Origin of the sequence: Chitinophaga hostae (assembly GCF_018224885.1) — a bacterium.
GTDB lineage: Bacteria > Bacteroidota > Bacteroidia > Chitinophagales > Chitinophagaceae > Chitinophaga > Chitinophaga hostae.
The window spans coordinates 1-3,104 of the sequence record NZ_JAGTXB010000044.1 but is presented as its reverse complement, the minus strand read 5'-3'; the positions used below and the strand labels follow the sequence as shown (position 1 = coordinate 3,104).

Genomic DNA, 3,104 nt, shown 5'->3' with positions numbered 1-3,104 from the left:
AGATAGTAATATCTTAAATACTAAATTTTTTAAAGCGAATAAGAGCGCATGGTGGATGCCTAGGATCTAAGAGGCGACGAAGGACGTGGTAAGCTGCGATAAGCTACGGGGAGATGCAAACGATCGTTACATCCGTAGATTTCCGAATGGGACAACCCAGTACACTGAAGGTGTATTACTCAGCAATGAGAGCCAACGCAGGGAACTGAAACATCTAAGTACCTGCAGGAAAAGAAAATAAATAATGATTCCCTAAGTAGTGGCGAGCGAACGGGGAATAGCCCAAACCGGATCGAAGCAATTCTGTCCGGGGTTGTAGGACTACTTTTAGAAAGTCAGATCAAGTTGAATCATCTGGAAAGATGAGCCGCAGCAGGTGATAGCCCTGTAGACAGAAATTCTGATGGACGTGTAGTATCCTGAGTAGTGCGGGACCGGAGGAATCCTGTATGAAACTGCCAGCACCATCTGGTAAGGCTAAATACTCCTTAGATACCGATAGTGAACCAGTACCGTAAGGGAAAGGTGAAAAGTACTCCGAACAGGAGAGTGAAATAGTTCCTGAAACCGTGCGCTTACAAGCGGTCGGAGCTCGCAAGAGTGACGGCGTGCCTTTTGCATAATGAGCCTACGAGTTACTCCTCACTGGCAAGGTTAAGGTCTTCAGTACCGGAGCCGTAGCGAAAGCAAGTTCTAACAGAGCGAATTAAGTCAGTGGGGGTAGACGCGAAACTTTGTGATCTATCCATGGGCAGGGTGAAGGTTAGGTAAAACTAACTGGAGGCCCGAACTCATTAGCGTTGAAAAGCTATGGGATGACCTGTGGATAGGGGTGAAAGGCCAATCAAACTGAGAGATAGCTCGTTCTCCCCGAAATGTTTTTAGGAACAGCCTTGGATATAGACGTATTATAGAGGTAGAGCTACTAATTGGGCTAGGGGGCTTCACCGCCTACCAAACCCTAATAAACTCCGAATGCTATAATATAATCTCCAGGAGTGAGGCTGTGGGCGCTAAGGTCCATGGCCGAGAGGGAAATAACCCAGACTAACAGCTAAGGTCCCTAATGATATGTTAAGTTGAACAAACGCGGTTCAAATCCTAAAACAGCCAGGATGTTGGCTTGGAAGCAGCCATTCATTTAAAGAGTGCGTAACAGCTCACTGGTCGAGGGTTTGGGCACGGAAAATAATCGGGCATCAAACATATAACCGAAGCTTTAGGCCTAGCATTAATTTGCTAGACGGTAGGGGAGCATTCTAAACTGCATCGAAGGTGTGTTGCGAAACATGCTGGAGCGTTTAGAAAAGAAAATGTAGGCATAAGTAACGATAAATAAGATGAAAAATCTTATCGCCGTAAGACTAAGGGTTCCTGATCAACGCTAATCGGATCAGGGTTAGTCGGGTCCTTAGGCAAAGCCGAGAGGCGTAGCTGATGGCAAACTGGTGAATATTCCAGTACCTGCTATAAATTCGATGGAGTAACGGAGTAGTGAAAGGATCGCGCACTTACGGAATAGTGCGTTAAAGGGTGTAGTTATATTGTTGGTTGGCAAATCCGCCGATGATGATGAAACCTGATAGTACAGCAAAGCTTCGGCCGCGCTGATAGTATCCCTAATCAGACTTCCAAGAAAAACTTCTAAGGTTCGTTTATAGCAGCCCGTACCGTAAACCGACACAGGTAGTCGAGATGAGTATTCTCAGGCGCTCGAGTGATCCGTGGTAAAGGAACTAGGCAAATTGACGCTGTAACTTCGGGATAAGGCGTGCCACAGTGATGTGGCCTCAGTAAAATGGTACAACCAACTGTTTAACAAAAACACAGGGCCCTGCAAAATCGAAAGATGACGTATAGAGCCTGATACCTGCCCGGTGCTGGAAGGTTAAGGAAGGATGTTCGGAGCAATCCAAAGCTTCTGACTGAAGCCCCAGTAAACGGCGGCCGTAACTATAACGGTCCTAAGGTAGCGAAATTCCTTGTCGGGTAAGTTCCGACCTGCACGAATGGTCTAATGAGTTGTACACTGTCTCTACCACGAGCTCGGTGAAATTGTAGTATCGGTGAAGATGCCGGTTAATCGCAACGGGACGGAAAGACCCCGTGAACCTTCACTACAACTTAACATTGATTTTGAATGCCAGATGTGTAGGATAGTTGGGAGACAATGAAGCAGCTTCGCCAGGAGTTGTGGAGTCATCGTTGAAATACCAACCTTCTGTTATTTAGAGTCTAATCCGGCAACGGAGACATTGTTTGGTGGGTAGTTTGACTGGGGTGGTCGCCTCCTAAAAGGTAACGGAGGCTCGCAAAGGTACCCTCAGTACGGTTGGTAATCGTACGCAGAGCGCATTAGTATAAGGGTGCTTGACTGTGAGGCAAACAAGCCGAGCAGGTGCGAAAGCAGGCTAAAGTGATCCGGTGGTTCTGTATGGAAGGGCCATCGCTCAAAGGATAAAAGGTACTCCGGGGATAACAGGCTGATCTCACCCAAGAGCTCATATCGACGGTGAGGTTTGGCACCTCGATGTCGGTTCGTCACATCCTGGGGCTGGAGAAGGTCCCAAGGGTTCGGCTGTTCGCCGATTAAAGTGGCACGTGAACTGGGTTCAGAACGTCGCAAGACAGTTCGGTCCCTATCTGTTGTGATCGTTAGTAAATTGAGAGGACATGACCTTAGTACGAGAGGACCGGGTCGTACGTACCGCTGGTGTATCTGTTGTGCCGCCAGGTGCAGTGCAGAGTAGCTATGTACGGATAGGATAAACGCTGAAAGCATCTAAGCGTGAAACCTGCTTCAAGATGAGTTTACTTTTAAGGGCCGTCGGAGACTACGACGTTGATAGGTTACAGGTGTAAGGGTGGTAACATCGCAGCCGAGTAATACTAATTGCCCGTAAGCTTTAATTTTTTAACTATTACGCTAAAGAGTTTTGAATACAACTTTCCCGATATGTTATCTTATTATTTTGCTGTAAAGCAAAGAAGATCTTATGGTGGTTTTGCCGAGGGTGTTCACCTCTTCCCATTCCGAACAGAGAAGTTAAGCCCCTCATGGCCGATGGTACTGCACTATCATGCGGGAGAGTAGGTAGCTGCCA

The 3,104-nt window shown here is 47.2% G+C and carries 2 rRNA genes; both read left to right on the top strand.

Annotated elements, in window-relative coordinates:
- Positions 1-28 precede the first annotated feature (28 nt).
- Positions 29-2,913, top strand: a 23S ribosomal RNA gene (locus KE626_RS34420).
- An 82-nt stretch (positions 2,914-2,995) separates the two neighbouring features.
- Positions 2,996-3,104, top strand: a 5S ribosomal RNA gene (gene rrf / locus KE626_RS34415); the annotation flags it as partial.